Raw genomic sequence first — 26,032 nt, 5'->3', positions numbered from 1 at the left:
AGTAGTCCTAATCTTAGGAGGCCGATCAGTTCTTTTTTAAAAAAAAGAACCCAAAAACTTATCCCCGCTCAGACGTAACGGGCAGCGCCGATGGCGCTGCCCGGTCCGAGAAGAGGGAATCAGGCTGCGTGGACCAGCGTGCGCGGCGCCTCACCGGCCTGGATCGGCACCTGGCGTGGCTTCAGGCTTTCCGGCACGACACGCTTCAAATTGATGTGGAGAAGGCCGTTTTTCAGCTCCGCCCCCTCGACGACGAGATGATCGGCCAGCACGAAACGGCGCTCGAACGGCCGCCCGGCGATCCCGCGGTACAGAATTTCTGTTTGCGGCCCATCCTTCGCCACGCGTCCCGCGACGGAGAGCGCGTTTTCCTTGATGGTGATTTCCAGATCTTCCTGCGCGAAGCCCGCCACCGCCATGGTGATGCGGTATTGATCTTCGGCCAGTTTCTCGATGTTGTAAGGCGGGTAGGACGAGGCTTCGGCCCCAGCCTGAGCGCTATCCATCAACTGCGCCAAACGGTCGAAGCCGATGGCGGTGCGGAACAGCGGCGCGAAATCGAACCCAGTCATTGAACAACCTCCAATATCCAGCAAGGTTTCACTCTGGCCGCCCGGTCGGGCCAGCCGATGCAGACACCGGAACCCCAAACGGGCACCCCGGCAGCTCGGGATATGGGTAAAATCGCGCTTCCTTCAAGAGCCCCGCATGCGAGGCAAACGGCTATTTTCAGCCGCGCTTGAGGCCGATCCCGGCGAATTTCTTGTTGAACTTCGCAACCTGGCCGCCGGTATCGACGATGCGCTGCACGCCGGTCCAGGCGGGATGGGATTTCGGGTCGATGTCGAGCCGGAGGGTGTCGCCGGCTTTGCCCCAGGTCGAGCGGGTGGTGAACTGGGTGCCGTCGGTCATGACGACATTGATCTCATGGTAATCGGGGTGAATGCCCTGTTTCATCGCACGCTCCATAGCTGCCCCGCCGATACCGACCGGCAGGCGCGGCGAGCGTCATAGCGCCGCCGCCGCCGGCGGGCAAGCCGGCGGCGGCGGGTTCAGGTCAATTCTGGTTCGGCTGGTTCATCGGCATCTGCGGCATTTGGCCGCCCTGCATCCGGGCCTTGCGTCGCGCCTCCTGATAGCGGAAAGAGGCGTCGGCGGCCTTGCGCTGTTCGGGCGATAGCACCTCATAAAGCGAAGTGAAGGCCGGGATCAGACGATGCATGTTGCTGACATGGGCCTCGGCGATCCGCTCATAGGATTTCAGGCTTTCGACCGCGTTCATCTGGTCGAAATGGCTGGCCCGCTCTTTGAACAGCGTCTCCATATCGGCGGCATTCTCGCGCATCACCCTGGCCAAGGCCTCCCATTGCGGCTCTTGCGCAGCGGTGATTTTGAGGGTTTGGTGGAGCTGCGTGATTTGCTGGTTCACCCGCTCCATCGGGTCACGCTTGGTGTTCGGCATGCCTTGTTGTGGCATGCCCTGTCCTTCCGGCATCCCCATTTGCTGAGCGAACGCCGGCACCGTCGCGAGCGGGGCGGCAAGGGCCGCGAGCGAGAAGGTCAAAGCACGCAGCCGAAGTGCGAGTGACGAGCCTGTCATGTGTTCTCTCCATCTATTGATCCGCGTCGTCGAGGCGAGGCCTGACGCCGGCGGCGGCGGGAGCATGCCCGAAGACTGTAACGCAAGCCAGTGTCGCCCGTTTCAAACTGTTGCGGGTATCCGCCAGTGCCGGCGCTAGGGCGGCGCCACGCTCAGGGCAGGTGCGCGCGCTGATACTGGGGCGGCAGCTCCGGGGTGAGGCCGAGGCTGCGCGCCGCGCGCTGCGGCCAGGCGGGATCGGCGAGGAGCGCGCGAGCAAGGAAGACGAGATCGGCGCGGCCATTGCCGAGAATTTCCTCGGCATGGAACGGGTCGCGGATCAAGCCGACGGCGCCGGTGGCGATCCCGGCTTCATGCCGGATCCGCTCGGCGAACGGCACCTGATAGCCGGGATGGAGGGAGGGAATGCGCTGCGCCGGCGACGCCCCGCCTGAGGAGCAATCGATCAAATCGACGTCGCCACGCGCCTTGAGGCGTTTGGCCAGCGTCACCGCTTCCTCGATCGTGAACCCGCCCTCAACCCAATCGGTGCACGAGAGGCGGACGAAAAGCGGCAATTCCGCCGGCCATTCGCTGCGCACCGCGTCGATCACCTCCATCAGCGCCCGCGACCGCCCGGCGAGATCGCCGCCATAGGAATCGTCTCGGTGATTGGCGAGCGGCGAGAGGAAAGAATGGAGAAGATAGCCGTGGGCGGCATGGATTTCGGCGATCTTGAAGCCGGCGCGACGCGCCATCCGGGCGGTCGCGGCGAACTGCCCGACGATCTCGGCGATTTGGCCGGGGCGCAGCGCCTCGGGAATGGTGTAGCCCTCGCCAAACGGGATGGCGCTCGGGGCGAGCGGCGTCCAGCCGCCGGCGGTATGGGGGATCGGCTTGTTGCCCTCCCAGGGCGGGGTCACACTCGCCTTGCGCCCGGCATGGGCGATCTGGATCGCCGGCACCGCGCCGAGGCGGCTGATCAGCGCGGCGAGGCGGGCCAAAAACGCCTCCTGTGCGTCGTTCCATAGGCCGAGGCAGCCCGGGGTGATACGCCCGATCGCCGAGACATGGGTCGCCTCGGTGAAAACGATGCCGGCGCCACCCGCCGCCTTGGCGCCGAGATTCTGGATGTGCCAATCATTGCCGAGGCCGTCTTCGGCGCTGTACTGGCACATCGGCGAGACCGTGATGCGGTTGCGGGCGGTGACCGAGCGGAAAGTGACGGGCTGAAACAAATGCGGGACGGCGCTCATGGGGCGTGGCTTCCTCGAAAAAGGGGCAGCATGCTGAGTTTTCCGATAGGATACCGGCTCCGGCGTGACAAGGGCGGGCGCCGATGACCCGTATCCTGCTTTTCAACTCCTCGGTCGCGCATGGTCATGTCGGCGCATGCGCGCAGGCTTTCCCCTTAGCGCGCCTCGGCGCCGAGGTTGCGCTGGTGGGAACGGTGCGATTTTCCAACCATCCCGGCTATGGCAGCTTCCGCGGCGAAATCAGCGCGCCGGCCGAAATCACCGCTCTCACCGAAGGGATGGAAGCGATCGGCGCGCTCGATGGGTTGGACGGCGTGCTCTCCGGCTATCTCGGCAGCGCCGAGACCGCGGACGCGGTGCTGGCGGCGGTTATGCGCGCCAGAGCGCAGAGCCCCGGCGCCCTCTATGCCTGCGATCCGGTGATCGGCGATCATGGCCGCGTCTATGTTCGCCCCGGCATTGCCGAAATTTTGGCCGCAAAAGCGCTGCCGATGGCCGATCTCGTAACACCGAACCCGTTCGAACTCGGCCTTTTGAGCGGGACTCCGATCGCCGATTTCGCCGCGGCGAGAAAGGCAGCGATGCGCTTGGCAGCCAGGCTTCGCCCGGGTGGGCCGCGCCTCGTGCTCGCGACGGGTCTTGCCCTCGCCGAGGCGCCTGCGGCGGCGATCGAGTGCTTGCTTGCGGATGGGGAGACATGTTTTCGGGTGCGAACGCCGAAGCTCCCACTCGCCGCGAGCGGCGCCGGCGACCTCGCGGCGGCGCTATTTTTCCTCGAATTTCTGCGCACGCGAAACGGCCCGGCGGCGCTTTCGGCGATGGTGGCACGGCTGTTCGCGGTTCTCGAGGCGACCGGCGCCGCGCGTGAACTGGCCCTCGTCGCGGCACAGGACGCCCTCGCGACGCCCCGGCACAATTTTCCCGCCGAACCGTGCTAAGCGGCGGCTATGGTACCGAAAGCGCGATCAGGAACGGCCCCCGCCTGGTCTCGGCGTAGGCGAGAAGATCGCTGAACCGGGCACCATCCTCGGCCGCTGCCGCTTCCACCCCCATGCCGCCGGCAAGCTTGACCCAATCGAGATCGGGATCGTCGAGGCTCATCATGCCGAGCGCGCGCGGGCCGGGATTAGCGCCGACATTGGCCAATTCCCCGAGCAGGATGGCATAGCGGCGGTTGGCGAAAACGATCGTGGTGACATCGAGCCGCTCGCGAGCCTGGGTCCAGAGCGCTTGCAGGGTGTACATCGCCGAGCCATCCGCCTGCAGCGAAATCACCCGCCGCCCCGGCGCGCCGATCGCCGCCCCGACCGCCATCGGCAGGCCATCGCCGATCGCGCCACCCGTCAGTTGCAGCCAGTCATGCGGGGCGGCGCGATAGGATTGCGCGAAAATCCCGCGCCCAAAACTCCCCGCCTCGTCGATCACCACCGCATTCTCAGGGAGATGGGCGAGGATGGTCTCAGCGCCGCTTTCCGGCGTCAGCGCCCCACGCACCGGCGAAAGCGGCGGAAGATCAGCCGCCGCCGGCGCCGCCGTGGCGCCGAGTTCGTCGGCCAGTGCCGCGAGCGCCGCCGGCCCATCCTGCTCGGGGCGGGCGAGGACATGGATCTCGCAATCGGGCGGCGCGAGCCGGTTCGGCCGGCCGGGATAGGCGAAAAACGACACCGGCGGGGTTGCCCCAACCAGGATCAGATGGCGAATGCCAGCCAGCGCCGCCAGTGCCTGGTCGAGCGGATAAGGAATGCGCCCGATCGCGACCCGCCCGCGCCCACGCGCGACCCGGCCATTCTGCTGCTGCGCGAGCAAACGCGCCCCGCTCGCCGCAGCGATCCGCGCCGCGTCTTCGAGCGGGGCGGCAAGGAGGGCTTTGCTGCCGAGCAGCAGCATCGCCGGCTCGCCCCGGCGCAACACCCGCGCGGCATGGTGCACGGCGCCGGGATCGACCGCGGCCGGCGGCGGGACAGGGAGCGGCGCGGCGACGATCCCGCCTTCGTCCCAGGCGGTATCGGCGGGCAGGATCAGGCTCGCGATCTGGCCCGGCGCGGTCAGCGCCGCTTGCACCGCCGCCGCGGCACATCGCCCGACCTCGGCCGCCGCGGTCGCGGTGCGCACAAACCCCGAGACCGGCCGCGCCCAGCCCTCGGTATCGGCGGTCAGCGGCGCATCGAGCGGGCGATGATAGGTTGCCTGATCGCCGATAATGGCAACCAGCGGTGTCCTCGCGCGTCGCGCGTTATGGAGATTAGCGAGGCCATTGGCGAGGCCGGGGCCGCAATGGAGAAGACAGGCGGCGGGCTTTCCCATCATGCGCCCATACCCGTCGGCCGCACCCGTTACCACCCCCTCAAACAGGCCGAGCACCGAGCGCATGCCGGGAATGCGATCGAGGGCGGCGACGAAATGCATCTCACTCGTGCCGGGATTGGCAAAACAGGTATCGACGCCGCAGGCGAGCAGCGTATGCACCAGACTTTCCGCGCCATTCATGTCGTTTCCATCCATTATTTCGCGATAGTGTCAGGCAAGAAGGGTGTTCTTTGTTTTGAAAAAAAGAACCAAAAAACTTTTCCCCTATGCCGAGGACACGGCAACTCCCAGAAAACGGGGCAAATTTACATTTCAAGGTGCCCCGAGCCCGCCAGCGCGTTCGATGAAGGTGGCGATCTCGGCAACGCCGCGCCCCGCGCGCACATTGGCGAAAACGAAAGGCCGCTCGCCACGCATCTTGCGCGCATCACGATCCATCACCGCAAGACTGGCGCCGACAAACGGCGCGAGATCGGTTTTGTTGATCACCAGGAGATCGCTGCGGGTGATGCCGGGGCCGCCCTTGCGCGGAATTTTATCGCCGGCCGAAACATCGATGACATAGATTGTGATATCGGCGAGTTCCGGGCTGAAGGTCGCCGCAAGATTGTCGCCGCCGCTTTCGATCAGGATGAGATCAAGGCGCGGAAAACGCTCCCTAAGATCGGCAACACCCGCAAGATTGATCGAGGCGTCTTCCCGGATCGCGGTATGCGGGCAGCCGCCGGTCTCGATGCCGAGAATGCGGTCGCTGGTGAGCGAGCCGGCGCGGGTGAGGAATTCCGCGTCCTCCTTCGTGTAAATATCGTTGGTGATGGCAGCGATTTCGAAACGGTCACGGAACTGGCGGCAGAGCGCGTCCATCAGCGCGGTTTTGCCACTGCCGACGGGGCCGCCGATGCCAACACGCAGCGGGCCAGTGGGAGAGGGGCTAGTGGGGGAGGGGGCAGTGGGAGACGGGCTCATGAGCGGAACAACCTCGTATATTGGGTTTCATGGCGCATCGCCGCGATATCAGCACGAAAACAAACGCCGCCGAGATCATCGAGATCCTGGCCACGGCTTTCGAACGCGATCTCGAGAAGACCTTGCTCAAGGGCTGCCAGCACCGCAAGCCCTGCCGATTGGCCGAGCGGGATCAGCCGGACGCCAGCGGAGACGAGATTGGCGGCAAAGGCATGGAGATAACCGATCACCGCCGCGTCCTCGCCGATTCCATGTCGCGCCGCAAGCACGCCGAGTGCGACAGGCAAAGGGGCTGCGACACTGCCGCCCCATGGCGCCGCTGCCTTAGCGAAAGCGGCGCCTTGCGTCAGCGTCTCGGCGCGCCGCTCGGCGGCAGGCGCGATTGCTGCGCCGATCGCCGCGATCTCCTCAAGCCGCATGGGGTTCGCGCTGGCCCGATGGGCGGTGCGCAGCAGAATGGCATCGTTGCGCCCGCTGCCGTGATGAAGCAAATCCGCGAGCCAGGCGCGGAGGCTTTCGCCGTCTGTGACATCGCCCGCGCCGACCGCCCATTCCAGCCCGTGCGAATAGGCGAATGCGCCGGTGGGAAACGCTGGGGACAGCCAGGTCAGGAGATGCAGAAAAGCGCTTGGATCAATGATCATGATGATGCCCGGAATGATGCCCATGTTCATGCGATCCGTGGCCGCCGGGATAGGCACCGGGTTCGGGATCGAACGGCGCCATGCGCGCATGGACATGGCCGCCGAGCCCCGCAACCATCGCCGCGATGACATGATCGGCACGAATACGCAAAGCGCCTTCCAACAACTGCACCGGCAGATGACGATTGCCGAGATGCCAGGCGATGCGGAGAAGGACCGCAGGCTGGGCATGGATGTCGAGCACCGCTTCCGGGGCAGCGATGACGCGGACGATACCGCCGCTATCGAGCACCAACCCGTCACCATCGCCGAGCCGCACCGTCTCGCCGAGATCGAGTAGGATTTCCTGCCCGGCGAGCGTGGTCAGCAAAATCCGGCGGCGATGGCGGTGGTCGAAATCGAGCGCTACGGCATCGCTCTCCTGCGCCCCGGGCGGCCAATGCCCGGCTCGGTGAACGCTGATCGCGCGCATCAGAATAAGAAATAGCGCTGCGCCAAAGGCAGCACCGCTGCCGGCTCACAGGTCAATAAGACACCATCGGCGCGCACCTCGTAGGTTTCCGGATCGACCTCGATCTTCGGCAGCGCATCGTTATGGATCATGCTGCGCTTGCCGATGCCGCCGCGGGTATCGGTAACCGCGACTAATCGCCGCGATAGCCCGAGCCCGCGGCCGAGATCGGCGTCCAACGCCGCAGCGGAGACGAAAGTGAGGCAGCTCTCAGCAAGCGCCCTCCCGAAGGCTGCGAACATCGGGCGCATATGGACCGGTTGCGGCGTCGGGATGGAAGCGTTGGGATCCCCCATCATCGCCGCAACGATGCTGCCCGACTTGATGACGAGATCGGGCTTTGCGCCGAAAAAAGCCGGCGACCACAAAACCAGATCAGCCAGTTTACCAATTTCCACAGAACCGACTTCCCGCGCCAGCCCCTGCGCGATCGCCGGATTGATGGTGTATTTCGCGATATAGCGTTTGACGCGATGATTATCGGCCGCACCATCCCCGGGCAGCGAGCCGCGCTGAAGTTTCATCTTATGCGCGGTCTGCCAAGTGCGCGTAATGACCTCGCCGACGCGGCCCATTGCCTGGCTGTCGGACGAAATCATCGAAATGGCACCAAGATCGTGGAGAATGTCTTCCGCGGCAATCGTCTCGCGCCGGATGCGGCTTTCGGCGAAGGCGATATCTTCTGGGATCGCGGCGTCGAGATGATGACACACCATCAGCATGTCGAGATGCTCATCGATGGTGTTCGCCGTGTAGGGCCGGGTCGGGTTGGTCGAACTCGGCAAGACATTGGCGAAGCCGGCGAGCTTGATGATATCCGGCGCGTGGCCGCCGCCGGCGCCTTCGGTATGAAAGGCGTGGATGGTGCGCCCGGCGAAGGCGGCGATGGTGTCTTCGACAAAGCCCGATTCATTGAGCGTGTCGGTATGGATCATCACCGGGATATCGAAGCGATCGGCGACCGAAAGACAGCAATCGATCGCCGCCGGCGTCGTGCCCCAATCCTCGTGCAGCTTCAGCGCCGCAGCCCCCGCGCGCACCATTTCCTCGAGCGCCGCCGGCCGCGCCGCGTTGCCCTTGCCGGCGAACGCGAGATTGACCGGCAAACCCTCGGCCGCTTGCAGCATGCGCGCGAGATGCCATGGGCCCGGCGTGCAGGTGGTCGCGGCGGTGCCGGTCGCGGGGCCGGTGCCGCCGCCGATCATGGTGGTGATGCCGGACGCCAGCGCCTCTTCCACCTGCTGTGGACAAATGAAATGGATATGCGCGTCGATCCCGCCGGCGGTGACGATCTTTCCTTCGCCGGCGATGATCTCGGTGCCCGGGCCGATGATGATATCGACGCCAGGCTGGATATCGGGATTACCCGCCTTGCCGATCCCCGAGATACGGCCATCGCGAATGCCGATATCGGCCTTGACGATCCCCCAATGATCGATGATCAGCGCGTTGGTGATGACGGTATCATGGGCGCCCTCGGCGCGGCTCCGCTGCGACTGGCCCATGCCGTCGCGGATCACCTTGCCGCCGCCGAATTTCACTTCCTCGCCCGGGAGGGAAAAATCCTTCTCGACACTGACGAAAAGATCGGTATCGCCGAGGCGGACGCGATCGCCCACCGTCGGGCCGAACATGTCGGCATAGGCCGCACGCGAAAGTTTCACCATTTTCCTAAAGCTTTCCCATCACCGCACCGCGGAAACCGTAAACCACACGATCGCCACGAAACGGCACCAGCGTCACCTCGCGCGCTGCCCCGGGTTCGAACCGCACCGCGGTGCCGGCGGCGATATCGAGGCGATGGCCGTGCGCCAAAGCGCGATCAAAGCGCAACGCCGGATTGGTTTCGGCGAAATGATAATGGCTTCCGACCTGGATCGGACGATCGCCGGTATTTTCAACCAGCAGGACGAGCCGCATGAGATCTGCGTTCATCTCAATCTCGCCGGCGGCGGGGATGATCTCGCCCGGGATCATCGAATCGGCTCATGCACAGTGACGAGCTTGGTGCCGTCGGGGAAAGTTGCCTCCACCTGCACGTCAGGGATCATCTCGGCAACCCCTTCCATCACCTGCGCCCGCGTGATCACCGCAGCACCTCCTTGCATGAGTTCGGCAACCGAGCGCCCATCGCGCGCGCCTTCCACGACAAAATCGGTGATCAGCGCAATGGCTTCGGGATAATTGAGCCGGACCCCGCGTTCAAGGCGCCGTCGCGCCACCACCGCCGCCATGGCGACCAAAAGCTTATCTTTTTCGCGCGGCGTCAGATTCATGGCACGCTTCCCCTCATTCCCGTCACCTCAGCCTTGCCACACCCGCGGCATCCTCCGGCGATCGCGCAAAACATGCAAGCCCGCCATCACCGCCCGCCGCAGCCCACGCGTGTCGGGCGCGAGAATACGGGCGATGAGAAGATCAGGCAAAACCAGGCTGACCCCGGCCTCGACCCCGGCCAGCGCGTCGCGCAGCGCCTCGCGGCGCGCACCCGCCGCAGCGGCGGCATAAACCAGCAGCGCCGTCGCGCCGGCGCCAGCGCCGGTTGCGCGGCCTGCGAGCCGGGCTGCGATATCGCCACTCAATCGCGTCATTTCCTGAAGCTGCAAGCGCCCATTGCGAAATAGCCGGAAGCGATCACGAAGATCGCCGGCTTGAAGCCGCTCGCCCATCGCCGTGCGGCCGAACACCAGCATCTCGACGCCGAGAAACACCGCGCCCGCGGCGAGGGTAACGTCGATCTGGCGCGAGAGTGCGCACGCGTTGAAAAGAATGCTCTCCTGCGGCAGCCATTCCCCATGGGCGCCGGGCGCGAGCGTGATCGTGGTTGATACGCGCGCCGGATCGTCGCCGGCGAGCACGCGATAAAACCGCTCCGCCGCTGGCGACGCCAGGATCGCGCGGGTGTTTTCGCCGAGCGCGATCTCGGTTTCCAGATGATCGCCGCCGGCAACCCCGCCCGAGACATTGAGCAGCAGCGCTTCCGGCCATGCCGCGCTCTCCGGGCGGGGAAAGCGCGCTTTGAGGCAGCCGCGCTGATAGAGTTCGGCAAGCACGCTTCTCTCTTCTCGCCGGCAAAACGCGATCCTGAGCGCCCCGTCGGCACGCTGGGAGCGGGGTCTCGTCTCGTCATACGGAAAGGCGGCGGCGGACATCGGCGTGGTCAAGCTCCTCGGCACGACCCGCCAGCACGATCGCGCCGCGTTCCATCACGGCGATGCTTTGCGCGAGATCACGGGCGAAATCGAAATATTGCTCGACCAACAGAATGGCCATTTCGCCGCGCCCGCGCAACAGGCTGATGACACGACCGATATCCTTGATGATACTGGGCTGAATGCCTTCGGTCGGCTCATCGAGCACCAAAAGACGGGGCCTCGTTACCAAAGCGCGGGCGATCGCGAGCTGCTGCTGCTGGCCGCCGGAAAGATCGCCACCCCGCCGACGCAGCATGGTTTTCAAGATGGGGAAAAGGTCGAAAATCTCGTCGGCGATACGCCGCTGGCGGCGTGGCAGAACCGCCAATCCGGTCTCGAGATTTTCCTTGACCGTCAATAGCGGGAAAATATCACGCCCCTGCGGCACATAGGCCATGCCGCGCCGCGCCCGCTCATAGGGAGCGAGGCGATGGATCTCCGCGCCCTCCCAGCGGATGGTGCCCCGCGTGATCGCGTGCGCCCCAACCACCGCGCGCAAAAGGCTCGTCTTGCCGACGCCGTTGCGGCCGAGCACAGAGGTTACTTCGCCCAACGCGGCCTGCAACGATACCCCACGCAGCGCCACCGCCGCGCCGTAATACAAATCCACATCGGTGATTTCGAGCATGATCGCTATCGTTCCTCAACGTCCGAGATAGACTTCGATCACCCTTGGATCGTTGCTGACATGATCGATGCTGCCCTCAGAGAGCACCGAACCCTCGTGCAGAACCGTCACCCTGACATCGAGGGCACGCACGAAATCCATGTCGTGCTCGACGACGACAACGCTCTTGCTGCGGTTGATCTCGCGCAGCAGCCGCGCGGTTTCGGCGGTTTCGGCATCCGTCATGCCGGCAACGGGCTCATCGACGAGTAGGAGATCAGGCTCCTGCGCCAGCAACATGCCGATTTCGAGCCATTGCTTCTGGCCGTGGGAGAGATCGCCGGCGCGGCGATGGCGGTGTTCGGTGAGGCGAATGGTATCGAGAAGTGCCGCGATGCGATCGTGCTCGGCGGCCGTTTCACGGGCAAAAAGGGCCCGTCGTGGTGTCCGATTGCCGGCAAGCGCAAGCAGCAGATTGTCATAAACGCTGTGCGGCTCGAAGACCGTCGGCTTCTGGAATTTCCGCCCGATGCCGAGTGCGGCGATCGCCGGCTCGTCGAGATGGGTGAGATCGGTGTCGGCGCGGAAAACGACCTCACCCGAATCGGGGCGGGTCTTACCGGTGATGACATCCATCATCGTCGTCTTGCCGGCGCCGTTGGGGCCGATCACCGCGCGCATCTCGCCCGGCGCCAGAACCAGGGAGAGATTATTGAGCGCGCGAAACCCGTCAAAGCTGACGCTGACGCCGTTGAGATAAAGCAGAGTGTCGGAGGCTTCCCCAATGCGGCCGCTCATGCCGGGCGTTCCTTGGCGGCGGGAATTTCGGATGCGGTGACGGTGGGTTTGCGGGCAAAGATCCGGATCAGGCCTTGCGGCAGGAAGAGGGTCGTCAGAATAAACAGGGCGCCGAGCGCATAGAGCCAAACATCGGGCAATGCGCTGGTGAAATAGGTCTTCCCGAGATTGACGAGAACGGCGCCAAGCATCGCCCCGGCCAGTGTGCCGCGCCCGCCGACCGCAACCCAGATCACCGCCTCGATCGAATTGGCGGGCGAGAATTCGCCAGGGTTAATGATACCAACCTGAGGCACGTAAAGCGCGCCGCCGATGCCGGCGATCATCGCCGAGAGAACGAACACGAAGAGTTTGTAGGATTCCGGCCGGTAGCCGAGAAAGCGGGTGCGGCTTTCAGCATCGCGAACAGCGATCAGGATTTTGCCGAGCCTGGAGGTGACGACAAAACGCGCGCAGAGAAAGGCAACCGAAAGAAAAAGCGCGGTCGCAAGTAAAAGTCCGTCCCGCGTGCCGTCGGCGTGCAGCTGGAACCCGATGATATCCTTGAAATCAGTCAGGCCATTATTGCCGCCGAACCCCATATTGTTGCGGAAAAACGCCAGCATGAGCGCGAAGGTCAGCGCTTGGGTGATGATCGAGAGATAGACACCCGAGACGCGCGAGCGAAACGCGAGAAACCCGAACACCAGCGCAAGGGCACCGGGGACGAGCACCGCCATGAGCGCTGCGAAGGCAAAATGGTGAAAGCCGTACCAATACCAAGGAAGTTCCGTCCAGTTCAGGAACACCATGAAATCGGGCAGCGTCGCGTTGCCGTAAACCCCGCGGGTGCCGATCTCACGCATCAGATACATACCCATCGCATAGCCGCCGAGGGCAAAAAACGCGGCATGGCCCAGGCTCAAAATGCCGACATAGCCCCAAACGAGATCGAGCGCTAAGGCGAGGATCGCATAAGCGAGATATTTTCCCGCGAGCGAGACGACGAAGATCGACACATGCCAGGGCGAGGACGCCTTCAGCGCGACGTTGCCGAGAACCAGAATGCTGGCGCCGCCGAGCACGAACGCAGGCGGGGCGAAGGTTGCGAATGACGGGCGTATCATGCTTCCGCTGCCCGGCCCTTGAGGGGGAACAAGCCGCGCGGGCGCCTTTGAATGAAAAGGATGACGAGCACCAGAACGGCGATCTTGCCGAGCACCGCGCCGGCGAAAGGCTCAAGAAACTTGTTGACGATACCAAGCAGCAAGGCACCGAGAGCAGTTCCCCAGAGATTGCCAACGCCGCCGAACACCACCACCATGAAACTGTCTATGATGTAACCCTGGCCGAGATTGGGGCTGACATTGTCGATCTGGGTCAAGGCCACCCCGGCCATGCCGGCAACGCCGGAGCCAAGCCCGAAGGTAAGCGCGTCGATCCACGGCGTGCGAATGCCCATCGCCGCGGCCATCGCCCGGTTCTGTGTCACCGCGCGCATCTTGAGGCCGAGCGAGGTATAGCGCAGCAGCGCCATCAAAGCGGTGAACACGGCGAAAGCAAAAATGATGATCGTCAGGCGATTGAGGGTGATGGTAAGCCCACCGAGCGGCACCGCCCCACTCATCCAGGAAGGGGTTCTGACTTCGCGGTTGGTCGGGCCGAACAAGGAGCGCACCGCTTGCTGGAGAACGAGGCTCAAGCCCCAGCTCGCGAGCAAAGTCTCCAAAGGCCGGCCATAGAGAAACCGAATCAGCGTACGCTCGATCGCAATGCCGAGGGCGCCCGCGACGAGGAAGGCGAGCGGCACCGCGATTACCACGCTTGCGCCAAAAAGGCCGGGCATGTTGGCGCGGATGACGGCTTGGACGACGAAGGTCACATAAGCGCCGATCATCACCATCTCGCCATGCGCCATGTTGATCACGCCCATGACGCCAAAGGTGATCGCAAGGCCAATCGCCGCGAGCAGCAAGACCGAGCCGAGACTGAGGCCGTAAAACACGCTCTCCAACACATCCCATAATTGCAGGGCACGCTGAATGGCGATGACGCCGTTATGCGCGGCGGCGGCAACCGCCGGGGTCGGGCTTGGGATTGCAGCGAGCAGCGCGCTCGCCTCGAGATCGCCACGCGCGCGAATGACGGCAACCGCCTGCAGCTTCGCGGCCTCCGGCGCATCAGCACTCATCAAGAGCGCCGCCGCTTGCGCTTGCGCCATCGCAACCCGCGCGGAAGGATCGTGTTCATTCGCCAAAGCACGCGATAAGGCCGGCAATGTCGCCGGATCGTGTGATTTGAATAGGGCTTGCGCCGCCGCGCTTCGCTGCGAAGGATCGGCGGCGAAGAGCTGCATCCCGCCTTCCGCGGTATCGACGGCGCGGCGAACGGCATTGTTCATGCGGATTTTCTTGAGATCATCTTCATCGGCGCTGACCGGCACCCCGGTTTGCGCATTGGTGAAGGTGCCATCCGGGTTGCGGATCAGAAGGTCACCCGCTTCGGTTGCGAAAAGCCGACCGTCATGCAAAGCGGCGATCACCGCGGTGGCGTGAGGGTCGGCGGAGGTCGCGAGCACACCGACCGCTTGCGCCATGGCGTCGTAATCGCCAGAGGAGAATGCGGCGAAGGCGTCGGCGGGCTCTCCTGCCCGCGCAAGCGCAGGCAGGACAACGAGGCCAAGCAGCAGAATGGCGAAGCGCATGACGATTATTTGCTCGCGCCGCCACATTTGCCGGTTTTGACGTTGAAATTGCCGCAGGAGAGTGGCGGCCGCCAATCACCGATCAAATCTTTGGTCTCGGCGACATAGGGCGACCATTCCTGCGCGACCACGAGGCCTGGGGTCCGTGAGACGATGTTGAACTGACCGTCATCCTGGATTTCGCCGATCAGCACCGGCTTGGTGATGTGATGATTGCCCATCAAGGTCGAGTAGCCACCAGAAAGGTTAGGGACGGAGACGCCGATGATCGCGTCGATCACCGCGTTGGTATCGGTGGTGCCGGCCTTCTGCACTGCTTTGACCCACATATTGAACCCGATATAGTGCGCCTCCATCGGATCGTTCGTCGTGCGCTTCGGATTCTTGATGAAGTCGTGCCATTTCTTGATGAACGCCTTGTTCGCCGGTGTATCGACGCTCATGAAGTAATTCCACGCCGCGAGATGCCCGACCAACGGCTTGGTGTCCATGCCGGCGAGTTCCTCCTCACCGACGCTGAAAGCGACGACGGGGATGTCGGTCGCCTTGATGCCCTGATTGCCGAGTTCCTTGTAGAATGGCACATTGGCGTCGCCGTTGATCGTCGAGACGACGGCGGTCTTCTTGCCTGCAGAGCCAAATTGCTTGATCTGCGCGACGATGTTCTGCCAGTCCGAATGACCGAAGGGCGTGTAGTTGATCATGATGTCGCTCGCCGCGACACCCTTGCTCTTGAGATAGGCTTCGAGAATCTGATTAGTGGTGCGGGGATAGACATAATCCGTGCCGGCGAGAACCCAGCGCTCGACCTTGTCCTCCTTCATCAGGTAATCAACCGCCGGGATCGCCTGCTGATTGGGCGCGGCGCCGGTATAGATGACGTTGCGGCTGCATTCCTGGCCTTCATACTGCACCGGATAAAACAGCAGCCCGTTCAGCTCCTCGAAGACTGGCAGAACCGATTTGCGCGAAACGCTGGTCCAGCAGCCGAACACCGCGGCGCATTTGTCTGTGGTCAGAAGTCCGCGCGCCTTCTCGGCGAACAGCGGCCAGTTCGATGCCGGATCGACGACCACCGGCACCAATTTCCGCCCGAGCACGCCGCCCTTTTTGTTCTGCTCCTCGATCAGCATCAGCATGACGTCTTTCAGCGTGGTTTCGCTGATCGCCATGGTGCCGGAGAGCGAATGCAGGATGCCGATTTTGATCGGCCCGCTCTCCGCCGCCTTGGCCGACGCAATGCCGAACTTCGTCACACCCCCGAGCGTCGCCGCGGCCAGCGCCGCCATCCCGAACCCGCCCAATCCCCGGCGCGTGAGAGATATATCATTTTTTGCCATCGTTCTTCTTCCCTGTGTGTCTGCGGCCACTCTGAGCCGCGGATGCGAAACCGACGGGAGGAAAAATGCAACGGGCGTGCCATGCGCCGCCAGAGCGCGCGAACGTCGTCCCTGCGCGCAGTCAGCCGCATGGCGCGGCCGATTTTGCCTAATTGTTAAGCAACTGACGTCAGCGCCGCGTGTTGCTCAGGCAAAGGAGGCATCGAGCGCGATCGGGTTGACCTGGCCGCTATGAAAGGTCCGGCCGGTTTCGAGCGCCGTCACCTGCGCCATGGCGGGGCTGAACAGCGCGCCGTCGATCGCGTAGAAATCCCCTTTGGCGGCGCGGAAGATCTCAGCAAACGGCTTGCCGTAATCGCGCGAGGTGCTGGAGGGCAAATGTTCGGCGAGGTCGCGGGCCTCCGCCTCCGGTCCGGTGACAAAAAGATGGACGCGACCGCCGAAAATGATCGCGTCATTGGTGCGGCCCATGGCGGTGACGAAATCCGGATGCGGCGGCGCGAGCGGGGCGGCGGCGACGCCGTCCTTTATGCGATCGAGCGGGAAATGACGTTCATGCGCCTTGTGCAGCGCGACTTCGAGCACCCGCGCCACCACTTGGGTAGCGCCGGCGAGGCTTTGGGTCGGGGCAAAGATTACCCCGAGCTGGTCGGGCGCGATGCCGCAATCGCCGGCGACCTTCTCGATGATGGCGACGGGCGGGGGCTTGGCGCTTTCGAGGACGAGAACCGCGTGCTCCGCCCGATCCTGATAATCGAGTTCGGCAAACAAGGCTTCCTTGCGCGCCAAGGCCCGCGCCGGCCCCGAGCCGAGGGAGAAGAATTTTCCGTCCTGGAGGCTCCAGCCGGCATATTGGCTGGCAAGACAAGCGAGCACCGGCTGCGAGGACGCGGCGGTGAGCGTCAACGGCCAGCGCCCGAGGGTCGCATCGGTCGTCACGGCAACCCGCCCGAGCCCGCCCATGCAAATTTCGGCGATGCGGCGCCCGGCCTCGATCCCGCCGGGATGGAGGCCGCCGGCATCGATCAGGCGTTCGCCGAGCCCGCCGCGCGCAACGCCAAGCCGCAGCAAGGCGGCATCGCGCTCAAGCGCGGTAAACAAATCCCAGGCCATCTGGTTGAGGCTGAACAAAGCGGTCATGGCGCGATCTCCACGCGGGTTGCGAGGCATTGCCGACGTTTGGCGAGAGAGGCAAGGGCGGCTTCGAGGTTGGCGCCGCGGGCGCGGAGCGAACATAACGGGGCGCCGGCGGCGATTTCCGCGCCCGGCATCGGCCGGTCCATCGTCCAAGCCGGCCAGGTGAAGGCGCCATCGACGCGGATCGGGCGAGACGCATAAAAAATCGCCGCCGCAGCCGCCCACCGCCCTGATCCGAGCCGCCACGGCAGCCGGCCGCGCAGGCTGGCGAGATGCCAGCCGAGTGCCGCGCGCGGCGCAAGGTCGAGGGTCGCGCCGGGACGCGGGTTGATCTCCAACAGCACCCAGCCGTCACCCTTGTCTCCAGCGTCGCGGTCGAGCAGAAAATCGGCGCTGTTGAGGCCGACGAGGCCGGTCGCTCTGACCAGGGCGCGGATCGCCGCTTCCATCTCGGCTGCCATCTGCGGGGGTATTGCCGCCGGACGCACCGCGCCGCCATAGCGAAATGGTGCCGCAGGCCCCGGGGCGGGCCATTGCGCACTCAAAAAACAGAGCCTCGCCGCGCGACCATTGGCGACGAAGAGAGCGGAAACCGGTGTTCCGGGCAAGCGGCGCTGAAGATAATGGCCGGGACGCGGCGCGGTGCCCACCGGCGCGGCGCGGATATGGCCGCCGCCGGCACCACCGATCCGTTTTTCAAGCCAGCCTGCGTCGGGCGCTGCGGCGAAGTGCGGCGCGGGATGGGGAATGCCGGCATCGCGGCAGAGGGCGGCAAAGCGGCGCGGATTTTTGAGTTTCGCCAGGATTTCCGGCGGATTGCCGAGGATCGGCCAGCGTTCACCAAGGCGGCCGAGAATGTCTGGCGCGGCTTCAAAGCCGCTCGCGTAAATGAGGCCAGCCAAAACGTCGCCGGACTCATGAGCGGCGCGCTCGAGACTGGCGGCGGCGCGAACCAGCGCCTCCGGGTCGAGCCCGCCTGCGCCATCGCCCGGCACCTGGCGCCAGGCCGCGGCCAGCGCCCGGGTATCGGCATCGGCGAAGAGATCGATCGCATAAGGCGCGAGGCCCGCCCGCCGCGCCGCCAGCGCCAGCGCCCGGGCGGAGAGCCCGACGACCAACACCGCGCGCGCTTGCTGCCCCGCCATGCCGCTCTCGGCTAGGCCGCGACAAGCTCGCGAGCGAGCGCGAAAGCGTCGCGAAAATCGAAAGCGACCGGCTTGTCCGCCTCGATCATGCGGCGAAACAGGCCGAACTCGGTTTGATATTTGGTCTGGCCAATAGCGAGCGCCCCGAGCCCGCGCGCCATGCCGGCGCCGAGCGGGGCACCATCGGCCATGACGTCGAGCCCTTCGATCCCGGCCGGCGGAACGGCATTGACGTCGGCGGCGACGAGAAGATTTTGCGCTGCGGCAATTTGCGCTGCGGCAAGAATCTGCGCTCCCGCCTTGCCGGCGCAAAACACCACCTCGGACTCGGCGACCAGGGCGGATTTGCGTGCCTCGGTGCTGCCATCGGCGGCCGCGACCGCAACCTTGAAGCGCCGGCTGATCTCGGCGGCGGACGCCTCCACCCGCGCCGCGCCGTCATGACCGACCAAGGTGACGGCAGCGCCGTTCAAGGCCGCGATCACGCCTGCGGCGAACCCGACGACGCCGGTTGCGCCAAAAATCGTCACGCGTCGGCCGGCCAGTTCCGCGTCGTGGGCGGTTTTGAGCAATTTTTCGGCCCGTGCCACCATCGCCGCGGCAGTGGTGAAGGAGCCGGCGGGATCGGCGAACAACGAGACGACGAAAGGCGGCACCATCGCCGCCTTTGCCGCCGCCATCATGTCGAGGGCGCCGAGCGCATCCTTGCCGGCGAAGAAAATGCCGGTGCGCACCCCGGCCTTGGGCGGGCGCGAGAAGATCGCATCCTGGACCAGCGGCGCCACATCCGCGAGCGTGACATCGGTATAGGGCAGCACCGCGTCATAGCCGGCATCGAGCGCCATGTGGACGTCAAACGGGCTCGCGTGTTTGAGCGGGCTCAGAAGATGAAGAATGTGTTTTTCGGCCATGATGAGGCTCCTCGCTCAGGTGATGGAAACGGCGGCGGCTTCGTTCCGCGCGCGGCAGACATGGATTTCGAGCCCCGGCGCCGCTGCCTCGGACGCAAGCGCGGCTGCTGCCGCATCGCCGCGTACAAACGCAAAGCCGCTCGGCCCCCAGGAGCTTTGCCCGATACCGACCGCCTCGGCCGCCGCTAGCCGCGCGAGCGCTGCCGCCACCGCCGGGCTGGCGAAACGCGCCCCTTGGGCGGGCGCGAAATGGTCGCCGAGAATTTCCTGCATGCGGGTGATCGCGGCACCAAAGGCCGCGATGTCATCCTCGGCCAAGGCCGGCAGCGCCGCCATCAGCGCCAGCCGGCACAGCGCCGCCGAAACCGGCTCGGCCATCGCCGGCAGCGCCGCAAAGGCGGCGACCTCGCCGGCACCGGAAAGCCCGGCGCGCCCGCGATCGAGCACCAAGATCACCCGCCAATCGGCGGGGACGGGAAGCCGTGCGAGCAGCGGCGGCGGTTGCGCGCGATCACCTCGCCCGCCATCGACGGCAACACCGCCGGCGTCAAAGAGCGCGATGCCGATGCCCGAACGCGCGCCGCGCCCGAGCCATGCCGCATCCTGGCGCGGATCGGCGGGCAGGCCGTGCAACGCGCGCAGCCCGGCGCCGATCGCGAGCGCGAGCTGGGTTCCCGAGCCGAGACCGGCATGGGGCGGGATGGCCTCCCGAATGGTGAGCGCATGCTGGCGCGAAAGCCCGTGCGCGGCAACCAAAGTCGCGAGATAGCGCCGGGCACGTGCGCATTCCTCGCCATCGACGATCGAATGATCGGCAAAGCCAATCGTAAGCCGTGTCCGCGGACCATCGAGCGCGAGGCCGAGGCTGCCGAAACGCCGCCCGGGCCCGTCGCAGAGATCGAAAAACCCGAGATGGAGCCGCGCGGTCGTCGTGACCTCGACGATCGTCCCCCGAGCCATCATCGCCGTGCCGTGACGGCGTGGTTGTCATGCGACCTCATGATGACGCATATTCCACACCGGTCCCCGCAAGAGCAACCGCAGGGACCGGATGAGGGCACGGAACCGGGGCAAGGAACATCAGATATGGATGAGACCGCTTACGCCGAGCCGGACATCACCGCCCGACTCGCGCGCGATTTGCCGCATTGGCGTTACGAGAAAGGCTGGATTCGCCGCACTTTTCGCACCCATTCCTGGAAGGGAACGCTGATGGTGATCAACACCGTCGGCCATCTCGCCGAAGCCGCCTGGCATCATCCCGACATCACCGCCTCCTACGCCTGGGTCGAAGTGCGGCTTTGCACCCATTCCGCGAAAGGCATTACCGACAAGGATTTCGCCCTCGCCGCCAAGATAGAGGAGGTGGTCACCTGGCGGCCGGGCCCGCCGCTGGAGGGCACGCCAGAGAAAGATGCACGTTTTGCTTACATCAAATACGATCAGGCCGCTTCGTGACCGCCTCAGCCTGGATCGCTGGCCGCGAGGCGACGGACGAGGCAGCGATCGCGGCGATCGCGGCGCGCCTCAGCGCTTGCGCCAATCCGCTGATCGCCGGGCTTGTGACCGACATCGCCGGCGCTGAAGCCGCGCATGATCTCGCGCAGACCCTCGGCGCAGTGCTCGATCATCGCGACAGCGGGCCACTGCTCGCCGATCTCGATGTCATGCGCGGCGGCGGCTGGCTGGTGACGACGCCGCTCGAAGCGCGCGCGATGACCGATTGCGTGGTTCTGGTGGGGGCGACGCCGCCGGATTTTCCGCTGGCGTCGCCGCCCTTCGCGCCCGGCCGCGCGCGCTCCATGTTTCGCCTCACGGGGGAGGATCTCGTGCTGCGGCTTGGGCGTTTGCGCGCAACCCTCACCGGGCGGCGGGTTTCCGTCCCCGCCGAACTTACCGCGATCGCGCAGGCGTTGCGTGCGGCACGGTATGCTGTTATCTGCTGGTCGGCGGGCGAAATACCGCCGCTTGCGATCGAAATGCTTTGCCAGATCATCGAAGATCTCAATGCTACCACCCGCTGCTTTGGCTTGCCGATGCCGCCGCCCGGCAATGCCGCCGGCGTAGCACAGGCGCTGGCGTGGAAAAGCGGGTTTCCGACACGTATTGGTTTCGCTCGCGGCCGCGCTGAGCATGATCCTTGGCGCTTCGACGCCGCCCGCATGATCGCCGCCGAGGAAACCGATGGCGTGCTGTGGATCGGGGATGGCGCCCCTGCCGTTCCCGCAGGAATGTTTCTCGCCGTGCTCGCGCCGGAAAGGGCTGCTGCCGCTCACGCCGAAATCGTCATTCCCACCGCGGCCCCCGGGCTTAACACGGATGCGATTATGTTCGACCCGATGATCGGTGCGCTCCGTTTTCAGCGTGCGTTTGCGCCGCAAAGTGGCTTGTCTCCGCCTGCGGTCATTCTCGAGGCGATCGCGGCGCTCTGCGCGCGGGTGGTGGTGCCGTGCTGACCCGGATCGTGGGTGGGCGCCTCATTGACCCGACCACCGGGCGCGATGAGATCGGCGATCTCTGGATCGAGGATGGGCGGATTATCGCGCCGCCAGCGCGCGCCGCCGACCGCGAATACGATGCGCATGGCGCAATCGTGCTGGCTGGCGCGATTGACATCCATTCCCATATCGCCGGCGCGAATGTGAACACGGCGCGGCTATTGCTGCCCGAACTCCATGATGGCGGGATGTTCGGGGCAGTGCCGCCGGGCGAATGGATCGGCCGGCTATTCGCCGCGATGGGCTATACCACCGTCGTCGAGCCGGCGATTTCGCCGCATGTCGCCTTGCAGGCGCAACGCGAACTCGCTGCCATTCCGTTTATCGACAAGGCGATCCTGAGCGTTCTCGGCAACGATGACTTCACTTTGCGTTTGATCCGCGCTGGCGAAAATTCGGCGCTCGCCGATTATGCCGCGCGCACGCTCGGCGCGGCGGGTGGGCTTGGGCTCAAGGCCATCAATCCCGGTGGCGCGGTCGCCTTTCGTGAAAACGCCCGCAGCTTCTCGCTCGATGATGAGGTGCCGGGCTTCGGCCTTTCCTCGCGCGCGATCATGCGCGCCCTCCAGGGCGCGGTCGCGGCGCTCGGCATTGCGCATCCTTTGCATCTGCACGCCAATAATCTCGGTCTTCCCGGCAATGTCGAAACCGCGCTCGCGACCATCGCCGCCGCCGAGGGTGAGCGTCTGCATCTCGCGCATTTGCAATTCTACGCGTATGGCGCCGAAGGGCCGCGCAAATTTTCCTCCGCCGCGGCACGCCTGGCCGAGGCCGTCAATGCCGCACCGAATATCAGTGTCGATGTCGGTCAGGTGATGTTTGGCCAGACGGTGACGATTTCTTCCGACGTGCTGCGTCAATTTGGCGCGCGCAGCCAGGCGAGCCCGCGCAAATTCGCGATCACCGAGGCCGAGGGCAATGGCGGCGGCATCGTCCCCTATCGTTATCGGCGCAAGAATTTCTTCAACGCCGTGCAATTCGCCGCGGGTCTCGAGCTATTTTTGCTGATCCATGATCCGTGGCGGATTTTTTTCACGACCGACCATCCGAATGGCGCGCCATTCACCGCCTATCCCGATCTTTTTGCGTTGCTCATGGATCGTGATCTCCGCGCCCGCTGGATCGCCGAATTGCCGGAAGATGCGATCGCGATGACGACGATCGCGTCGATCACCCGCGAATATGATTGGCGCGAAATCGCAATTATGACGCGCGCCGCACCCGCGCGGCTGCTCGGCCTTCGCGATCGCGGCCATCTCGCGCCTGGCGCCCGCGCTGACATCGCCGTCTATCGCCCGCAAGCCGATCGCGCGGCGATGTTTCGCAATGCCGAGCTGGTGTTCAAAGATGGCCGGCTCATTCTTCGGCGCGGTGAAGTGGTCGAGCGGCATTTCGGCCGCGCGTTGCGGGTCGCCCCCGGGTTCAACCGCGCCATCGAACCCCGCCTTGCCGCCTATTACGAGGATGTTTTCGGCGTGCCGGTGCACGCTTTCGATGTTCCCGAAGCGGCGATCATCCGCGCCAATCGGCCAGCGTTCGAGAATGTGCCATGCCGGACGTGACGGCGCCCGGCATGATCGTCAACGGTGTGCGCATCGATGCGAGCTTCGCCGAAGCCTTCGCCATGCGTGCAACGGCGCTCATCATCACCGCCGACACTGAGGCCTGGGCGGAAACCGCTGCCGTCAGTCTCACCGGATTTGCGACTTCGATCATCGCTTGCGGGGTTGAGGCTGGGATCGATGCGCGGCTTGCGCCCGAGGAGACCCCGGATGGGCGACCGGGCGTGCGGGTTCTGCTTTTCGCAGGCTCCACCGGCGAATTGCAAAAGCAACTGCAAAACCGCGTCGGCCAATGTGTCCTCACCAGCCTGGGTTCGGCCTGTTATGCTGGACTCGAAGGGGGCGAGCCGCTGAAATTGGGTGATGCGCTGCGCTATTTCGCCGATGGCTTTCAGATCAGCAAACGCTTCGCCGGCCGCCGCTTCTGGCGTCTGCCGGTGATGGACGGCGAATTCGTCTGCGAGGGCACCACCGGCCTCACCAAATCCGCGGTCGGTGGCGGCAATCTTCTTTTGATGGGAAAATCGGTCGCGGCGACGCGCCATGCGGCCGAGACCGCGGTTGCGGCGATGGGGGTGGTTCCCGGCGCGATCATGCCGTTTCCCGGCGGCATCGTCCGCTCGGGCTCGAAAGTCGGCAGCAAATATAAAGGATTGATCGCCTCCACCAACGACGCCTATTGCCCGACGCTACGCGGTCTTGCGGCGAGCGCGCTCGAAGACGATATCGCGAGCGTGCTCGAGATCGTCATTGATGGGCTCACGCCGGAAGCGGTTGCGCAAGCGATGCGGGTCGGGCTTGCGGCGGCGATCGCGCTCGGTCCGGAGGCCGGCGCCTGCCGCATCGGCGCCGGCAATTACGGCGGCAAACTCGGCAAACACCATTTCCATCTTAAGGATCTTCTGCCGTGAGCGCGCTTTGTTTCCAGCTTCGCGCAGCGCCGCAGCAGCGGCTCGATTGTTCTGCCCTGACGCCCGACCGGCTGCGCGGCTTGCACCTGGCCGAGATCGCGCGGCTTCCCCTTGGCACCACGCGCGCCGCGCTCGCCGTCGGGGACATTTTCACCATCACCGGCGACGACCCCGAACATATCGTCATCGCCGGCGGCTCTGTCCGGATGGACGAGATCGGCGCCGGCATGACAACGGGCGCGATCATCGTCGAGGGCGAGGTTGGCATCCGCGCCGGGCATGGCATGCGTGGCGGGCGGCTCTGCATCAACGGTAATGCCGGCCCCTTTGCCGCGACCGGCCTGCTCGGCGGCGAGATCGAGATCCATGGCGATGCCGGGGATTTCCTCGGCGGCCCCGGCCCCGGACATCGCGCCGGCATGGCGGGTGGCGTCGTCGTCGTGCGCGGCGCAGCCGGGGCGCGGGCCGGGGATCGGCTCCGCCGCGGCGTCATTGTGATCGAGGGCGACGCCGGTGAGTATCCGGCAAGTCGCATGCTCGCCGGCACGCTGATCATATGCGGCCGCGCCGGCGCCGCACCGGGTTATCTGATGCGCCGCGGCACGCTATTTGCGCGCGAGGCATCCCCGCTCGCGACGTTTCTCGCAACTGGCAGCGTCGATCACGTGTTTCGCGCCCTCCTTGCCCGCGCGCTCAGCCTCTTGAGCGCCAAGGCCGCGTTGCTGGTCGGCGAAACCGCTCTCGTCCGCTTCAATGGCGATCTTGCCGGGCTCGGCAAGGGCGAGTTGCTCATTGCGACTGGCTAACCTCGTCGCGGTGCTCGGTGCGCTCTTCCTCGGCGCCTGCGCCGCCGCCGCGCCCGAACAATGCGTCGTTGATCGGATCACGGAATTCCCGGTGCCGATGACGCGCGATTTCGCGCTCGTGCCGACGCGGCTTGATGGCCACGATGCGTATCTGTTGCTCGATACCGGCGCCGGGGTGACGATGCTGTCCCATGATATCGCCGATCGGCTTGCGCTGATGCCCGAAGACCGCTTGTTCCCGGCCGCCGTCCAAGGGGTCGGGGGTGTCACGCTGACGCGGCGGCTCATTGTAGACACATTCGAGGTCGGTGGCATCGATCTTGGCAAGCAGGCCATCATGACCACCGAACGTGGATTATTTCGCGACTTCGACCCACCACCCGATGGCATCATCGGCGGCGATTTTCTCTCGCAGTTCGATGTCGACATCGACCTGCCGGAGAAACGCGTCGGCCTCTATCGCGCCCATGCCTGCCGCGCGCCGTTCGCCCCACCCTGGCCGGGGTTCACTCTCTATCGCGTGCCAGCGCGCCTTACCGATGGTGGGCAGTTTCTCATCGATGTCGCGGTGGATGGCGTCCCTCTCGTCGCGATGCTCGATTCCGGGGCGGAAGAGACGGCGATCAATGCCCGCGCGATGAACAAGCTCGGCCTGACGGCGGACACATTAGCGCACGATCCGGTGCGCGAAGAGCGCGGCATCGACATGAACCGCCGTCTCTCGCACCGCCATCACTTCGCGAAGCTCAAAATCGGCGCCGAAACCTATCGTGACCCCGCGATCTGGGTCAGCGACATGCCGCTTTTATCGGCCGATATGCTGCTCGGCGCCGATTTTTTTCAAACCCATCGGCTCTGGCTGTCGTTCTCGCGGCGCGTGGTGTTCGTCACGGTCTCCGATGACGGGGATTCCCCGTTCAACCCGCATCGCCCCCGCCACACCGCGCACTACTAACCGTAAGCGACGCGCGCTGGCCCTTCTTTCTGTGACGGGGTGATTTGTGCTGGATCGATGCGAAGTTTGAGCATCGAGCGATCGCTTGAGCATCGAGCGATCGCTATGGACGTAATTAACGACGACGCGAAGGCCCAGACTGCCTTTGCGTGGCCCCTTGCGCAGACCTCTGTCGGGTCGGTTTGGCTTCTGCCCGCGCGATGGTGGCAGGCTCGAATTGTC

Annotated in this window: 28 protein-coding genes; 7 read left to right on the top strand and 21 right to left on the bottom strand. The window is 65.1% G+C overall.

Going from position 1 to position 26,032, the window contains the following annotated elements:
* Positions 1 to 119 precede the first annotated feature (119 nt).
* The 4 genes from ACP5M5_RS11335 to ACP5M5_RS11320 form a co-directional block, all read right to left on the bottom strand.
* Positions 120 to 572: an Hsp20 family protein gene (locus tag ACP5M5_RS11335; RefSeq protein WP_427937442.1), complete on the bottom strand. Its 453-nt coding sequence runs from the start codon at positions 570 to 572 to the stop codon at positions 120 to 122.
* Positions 573 to 729: 157 nt separating this feature from the next.
* Complete coding sequence (rpmE, locus tag ACP5M5_RS11330) at positions 730 to 957, bottom strand: 50S ribosomal protein L31 (protein WP_114913959.1); 228 nt, start codon at positions 955 to 957, stop codon at positions 730 to 732.
* Between the two features lie 100 nt (positions 958 to 1,057).
* Positions 1,058 to 1,600, bottom strand: a complete 543-nt coding sequence (locus ACP5M5_RS11325; RefSeq protein WP_427937440.1) for a Spy/CpxP family protein refolding chaperone — start codon at positions 1,598 to 1,600, stop codon at positions 1,058 to 1,060.
* A 152-nt stretch (positions 1,601 to 1,752) separates the two neighbouring features.
* Positions 1,753 to 2,835, bottom strand: coding sequence for an NADH:flavin oxidoreductase/NADH oxidase (locus tag ACP5M5_RS11320; RefSeq protein ID WP_427937439.1), 1,083 nt, complete (start codon positions 2,833 to 2,835; stop codon positions 1,753 to 1,755).
* Between the two features lie 83 nt (positions 2,836 to 2,918).
* Between ACP5M5_RS11320 and pdxY the strand changes: the two genes are divergently transcribed.
* Positions 2,919 to 3,773, top strand: coding sequence for a pyridoxal kinase (gene pdxY / locus ACP5M5_RS11315; protein ID WP_427937437.1), 855 nt, complete (start codon positions 2,919 to 2,921; stop codon positions 3,771 to 3,773).
* Between the two features lie 7 nt (positions 3,774 to 3,780).
* Here the strand turns inward: pdxY and ACP5M5_RS11310 are convergent, their stop codons facing one another.
* The 17 genes from ACP5M5_RS11310 to ACP5M5_RS11230 form a co-directional block, all read right to left on the bottom strand.
* Positions 3,781 to 5,322 (bottom strand): acetolactate synthase large subunit, encoded by a 1,542-nt coding sequence (locus tag ACP5M5_RS11310; protein ID WP_427937435.1) that lies wholly within the window; start codon positions 5,320 to 5,322, stop codon positions 3,781 to 3,783.
* Between the two features lie 132 nt (positions 5,323 to 5,454).
* The gene (ureG, locus tag ACP5M5_RS11305; RefSeq protein ID WP_427937434.1) at positions 5,455 to 6,108 is read right to left on the bottom strand and encodes an urease accessory protein UreG; all 654 of its coding nucleotides are present in this window, start codon (positions 6,106 to 6,108) and stop codon (positions 5,455 to 5,457) included.
* On the bottom strand, positions 6,105 to 6,776 hold the full coding sequence (locus tag ACP5M5_RS11300) for an urease accessory protein UreF (RefSeq protein ID WP_427937432.1): 672 nt from the start codon (positions 6,774 to 6,776) through the stop codon (positions 6,105 to 6,107). Before ACP5M5_RS11300 ends, ureG begins: the two co-directional genes overlap by 4 nt.
* Positions 6,742 to 7,224 carry an urease accessory protein UreE gene (locus ACP5M5_RS11295; protein ID WP_427937430.1) on the bottom strand — a complete coding sequence of 161 codons (483 nt, stop codon included), beginning with the start codon at positions 7,222 to 7,224 and terminating at the stop codon, positions 6,742 to 6,744. Before ACP5M5_RS11295 ends, ACP5M5_RS11300 begins: the two co-directional genes overlap by 35 nt.
* On the bottom strand, positions 7,224 to 8,930 hold the full coding sequence (gene ureC / locus ACP5M5_RS11290) for an urease subunit alpha (RefSeq protein ID WP_427937429.1): 1,707 nt from the start codon (positions 8,928 to 8,930) through the stop codon (positions 7,224 to 7,226). The genes ACP5M5_RS11295 and ureC overlap by 1 nt, the downstream gene beginning before the upstream one ends.
* Positions 8,931 to 8,934: 4 nt before the next feature.
* On the bottom strand, positions 8,935 to 9,240 hold the full coding sequence (locus ACP5M5_RS11285; RefSeq protein WP_427937428.1) for an urease subunit beta: 306 nt from the start codon (positions 9,238 to 9,240) through the stop codon (positions 8,935 to 8,937).
* Positions 9,237 to 9,539, bottom strand: coding sequence for an urease subunit gamma (locus ACP5M5_RS11280; RefSeq protein WP_427937427.1), 303 nt, complete (start codon positions 9,537 to 9,539; stop codon positions 9,237 to 9,239). The genes ACP5M5_RS11285 and ACP5M5_RS11280 overlap by 4 nt, the downstream gene beginning before the upstream one ends.
* 27 nt (positions 9,540 to 9,566) lie before the next feature.
* A complete protein-coding gene (locus ACP5M5_RS11275; RefSeq protein ID WP_427937425.1) occupies positions 9,567 to 10,316 on the bottom strand; it encodes an urease accessory protein UreD in 750 nt (249 codons plus the stop codon).
* 73 nt (positions 10,317 to 10,389) lie between these two features.
* Positions 10,390 to 11,085, bottom strand: coding sequence for an urea ABC transporter ATP-binding subunit UrtE (urtE, locus tag ACP5M5_RS11270; protein ID WP_427937423.1), 696 nt, complete (start codon positions 11,083 to 11,085; stop codon positions 10,390 to 10,392).
* Between the two features lie 15 nt (positions 11,086 to 11,100).
* Complete coding sequence (gene urtD / locus ACP5M5_RS11265; protein WP_427937421.1) at positions 11,101 to 11,862, bottom strand: urea ABC transporter ATP-binding protein UrtD; 762 nt, start codon at positions 11,860 to 11,862, stop codon at positions 11,101 to 11,103.
* Positions 11,859 to 12,968: an urea ABC transporter permease subunit UrtC gene (gene urtC, locus ACP5M5_RS11260; RefSeq protein ID WP_427937420.1), complete on the bottom strand. Its 1,110-nt coding sequence runs from the start codon at positions 12,966 to 12,968 to the stop codon at positions 11,859 to 11,861. The genes urtD and urtC overlap by 4 nt, the downstream gene beginning before the upstream one ends.
* Positions 12,965 to 14,545, bottom strand: a complete 1,581-nt coding sequence (urtB, locus tag ACP5M5_RS11255) for an urea ABC transporter permease subunit UrtB (RefSeq protein ID WP_427937419.1) — start codon at positions 14,543 to 14,545, stop codon at positions 12,965 to 12,967. The genes urtC and urtB overlap by 4 nt, the downstream gene beginning before the upstream one ends.
* Positions 14,546 to 14,550: 5 nt before the next feature.
* Positions 14,551 to 15,885 carry an urea ABC transporter substrate-binding protein gene (gene urtA, locus ACP5M5_RS11250; protein ID WP_205216045.1) on the bottom strand — a complete coding sequence of 445 codons (1,335 nt, stop codon included), beginning with the start codon at positions 15,883 to 15,885 and terminating at the stop codon, positions 14,551 to 14,553.
* A 186-nt stretch (positions 15,886 to 16,071) separates the two neighbouring features.
* Positions 16,072 to 17,025, bottom strand: a complete 954-nt coding sequence (mch, locus tag ACP5M5_RS11245; protein WP_427937418.1) for a methenyltetrahydromethanopterin cyclohydrolase — start codon at positions 17,023 to 17,025, stop codon at positions 16,072 to 16,074.
* A complete protein-coding gene (locus ACP5M5_RS11240) occupies positions 17,022 to 18,167 on the bottom strand; it encodes an ATP-grasp domain-containing protein (protein WP_427937417.1) in 1,146 nt (381 codons plus the stop codon). Before ACP5M5_RS11240 ends, mch begins: the two co-directional genes overlap by 4 nt.
* An 11-nt stretch (positions 18,168 to 18,178) precedes the next feature.
* Positions 18,179 to 19,078, bottom strand: a complete 900-nt coding sequence (locus ACP5M5_RS11235; protein ID WP_427937415.1) for a methylene-tetrahydromethanopterin dehydrogenase N-terminal domain-containing protein — start codon at positions 19,076 to 19,078, stop codon at positions 18,179 to 18,181.
* A 15-nt stretch (positions 19,079 to 19,093) separates the two neighbouring features.
* Entirely contained in the window at positions 19,094 to 20,041 is a 948-nt protein-coding gene (locus ACP5M5_RS11230) for a beta-ribofuranosylaminobenzene 5'-phosphate synthase family protein (protein WP_427937414.1), read from the bottom strand.
* A gap of 123 nt (positions 20,042 to 20,164) precedes the next feature.
* Here ACP5M5_RS11230 and ACP5M5_RS11225 point away from each other — a divergent pair, with 123 nt between their 5' ends.
* Genes ACP5M5_RS11225 through ACP5M5_RS11200 form a run of 6 tightly spaced genes read left to right on the top strand, consistent with a single transcriptional unit; the run spans position 20,165 to position 25,810 of the window.
* Positions 20,165 to 20,536, top strand: coding sequence for a 4a-hydroxytetrahydrobiopterin dehydratase (locus tag ACP5M5_RS11225; RefSeq protein ID WP_427937412.1), 372 nt, complete (start codon positions 20,165 to 20,167; stop codon positions 20,534 to 20,536).
* Positions 20,533 to 21,534, top strand: coding sequence for a hypothetical protein (locus tag ACP5M5_RS11220; RefSeq protein WP_427937410.1), 1,002 nt, complete (start codon positions 20,533 to 20,535; stop codon positions 21,532 to 21,534). Before ACP5M5_RS11225 ends, ACP5M5_RS11220 begins: the two co-directional genes overlap by 4 nt.
* The gene (locus ACP5M5_RS11215) at positions 21,528 to 23,138 is read left to right on the top strand and encodes a formylmethanofuran dehydrogenase subunit A (RefSeq protein ID WP_427937408.1); all 1,611 of its coding nucleotides are present in this window, start codon (positions 21,528 to 21,530) and stop codon (positions 23,136 to 23,138) included. Before ACP5M5_RS11220 ends, ACP5M5_RS11215 begins: the two co-directional genes overlap by 7 nt.
* Positions 23,126 to 24,049 (top strand): formylmethanofuran--tetrahydromethanopterin N-formyltransferase, encoded by a 924-nt coding sequence (gene fhcD / locus ACP5M5_RS11210; RefSeq protein ID WP_427937405.1) that lies wholly within the window; start codon positions 23,126 to 23,128, stop codon positions 24,047 to 24,049. Before ACP5M5_RS11215 ends, fhcD begins: the two co-directional genes overlap by 13 nt.
* Complete coding sequence (locus ACP5M5_RS11205; protein ID WP_427937403.1) at positions 24,046 to 24,855, top strand: formylmethanofuran dehydrogenase subunit C; 810 nt, start codon at positions 24,046 to 24,048, stop codon at positions 24,853 to 24,855. The genes fhcD and ACP5M5_RS11205 overlap by 4 nt, the downstream gene beginning before the upstream one ends.
* Positions 24,842 to 25,810: an aspartyl protease family protein gene (locus tag ACP5M5_RS11200; RefSeq protein WP_427937402.1), complete on the top strand. Its 969-nt coding sequence runs from the start codon at positions 24,842 to 24,844 to the stop codon at positions 25,808 to 25,810. Before ACP5M5_RS11205 ends, ACP5M5_RS11200 begins: the two co-directional genes overlap by 14 nt.
* Positions 25,811 to 26,032 lie beyond the last annotated feature (222 nt).

Origin of the sequence: Acidibrevibacterium sp. (assembly GCF_049965395.1) — a bacterium.
Classification (GTDB): domain Bacteria; phylum Pseudomonadota; class Alphaproteobacteria; order Acetobacterales; family Acetobacteraceae; genus Acidibrevibacterium; species Acidibrevibacterium fodinaquatile.
This window is presented reverse-complemented; position numbering and strand designations above follow the sequence as displayed.